Source organism: Ancylobacter polymorphus, from assembly GCF_030813495.1.
Classification (GTDB): domain Bacteria; phylum Pseudomonadota; class Alphaproteobacteria; order Rhizobiales; family Xanthobacteraceae; genus Ancylobacter; species Ancylobacter polymorphus.
In genome coordinates, this window is sequence record NZ_JAUSUI010000021.1 from 1 (window position 1) to 1,656 (window position 1,656).

Here is a 1,656-nt window from a genome sequence, read left to right on the forward strand (position 1 = left end):
GTCGCCAGCGTGGCGCCGTTGAGGGTGAGGTCACCCGAGGCATTGCCGAGCGCGGCGTCGGCCGCGATGGACAGCGTGCCCGCCGAGACAATGGTGCCACCGGTGTAGTCGTTGGTGCCGGAGAGCACGAGCGTGCCGGCGCCCGACTTGGTCAGCGAGCCGTCGCCGGTAATCGTGCCGGAGAGGGTCAGCGTGGTGGCGGTCGCGGTGTCGAACGTGCCGTCGCCGGTCAGCGTCACCGTGCGCGCCGAGCCGAAGGTCGCGGTCGTCGCCAGCGTGCCGCCGTTGAAGGTCAGCCCGCCCGAGGCATTGCCGAGCGCGGCGTCGGCGGAGATCGACAGCGTGCCGGCGGTGACGGTGGTGCCGCCCTCATGGGTGTTAGTGCCCGAGAGCACCAGCGTGCCGTAATCGGTCTTCTCCAGCCCGGCCGCGCCCGTCAGGGTGCTGGCGATGGTCGCCACCGTGTCCGCGCCCGCCAGCGTGCCGTCGCCGACGCGCAGGGTGACCATGTCCCCGGCGCTGCCGCTGAGGGTGAGCGCATCGCCGCTCACCACATAGCCGGAGGTGACGAACTGCATCCCGCCGGTGCCAACCTCGCCGTCGGCATCGTCGACGCTCACAGTTCCCGCAATGCCCTGGAACACGGCGAAGCCGCCCTTCCAGGCCTGCGGGATGGTGCCGGAGGCATTGGTCCAGTTGGTGGTGCCGCCCGCGGTCCAGCTACCGTCGCCGCCCACCACGGTCTGCGTCGCCGTGGTGGTGCTGCCGTTCCAGAACTGGATGGCAGCGTCCGTGTCCTCGACCACGAGGTTGACCTGGCCCGCCACCGAGGTCTGCACGCCGCCGACATAGTCGCTGCCGAGCGAGGCAACGCTCAGACCATTATCGGTGAGGCTGCCGCTATAGCTGATGACGTTGTAGATGCCGGCGCCGAAGCCGGTGGCCTGGGTGACGTTGAGCGTGCCGTCCAGCGTCACGTCGCCGGAGACGGTGAACACGCCGCCCGCGCTGGAGGCGCCGAGCGTGACCTCGACAGTGGAGCTGGCGGCGAGCACCAGCCCGCCGAGGGTGAGGCCGCTGCCCTGCGCGCCGGCGAGGGTGCCGCCATCGGCCACGGAGACGGTGCCGGCGAGGGAGCCGGATCCCTGGAGCGTGGCGCCGCTCGCCACCGAGGCCGCCCCGGCGACGCTGCCGTCGACCTGTAGCGTGCCGGCCGAGACCGTCGTGCCGCCGGTGTAGTCGTTGGTGCCGGAGAGGATGAGCGTGCCGGCGCCGGTCTTGGTCAGGCCGCCATCGCCGGTGAGGACGCCGGAGAGGGTGAGCGTGGTGGCGCTGTCGGTGCTGAACGTGCCGCCGCCGGAGAGCGTCACGCCGCGACCGGAGGCGAAGGTCGCGGTCGTCGCCAGCGTGGCCCCGTTGAGGGTGAGGTCGCCCTCCTCATCGCCGAGATTGCTATCGGCGCCGATCTGCAGCGTGCCGGCCGAGACCGTCGTACCGTCGGTGTAGTCATTGCTACCGGAGAGGATGAGCGTCCCGGCACCGGTCTTGGTCAGGCCGCCATCGCCGGTGAGGACACCGGAGAGGGTGAGGGTGGTGGCGGTATCGGTGCTGACCGTGCCGCCGCCGGTGAGGGTGATGTCGCGCGCGGAGGCGAAG

Annotated in this window: 1 protein-coding gene; it reads right to left on the reverse strand. The window is 71.4% G+C overall.

Going from position 1 to position 1,656, the window contains the following annotated elements; genetic code table 11:
- On the reverse strand, positions 1–1,656 hold a 1,656-nt coding region (locus J2S75_RS22435), incomplete at both ends, for a beta strand repeat-containing protein (RefSeq protein WP_307023469.1).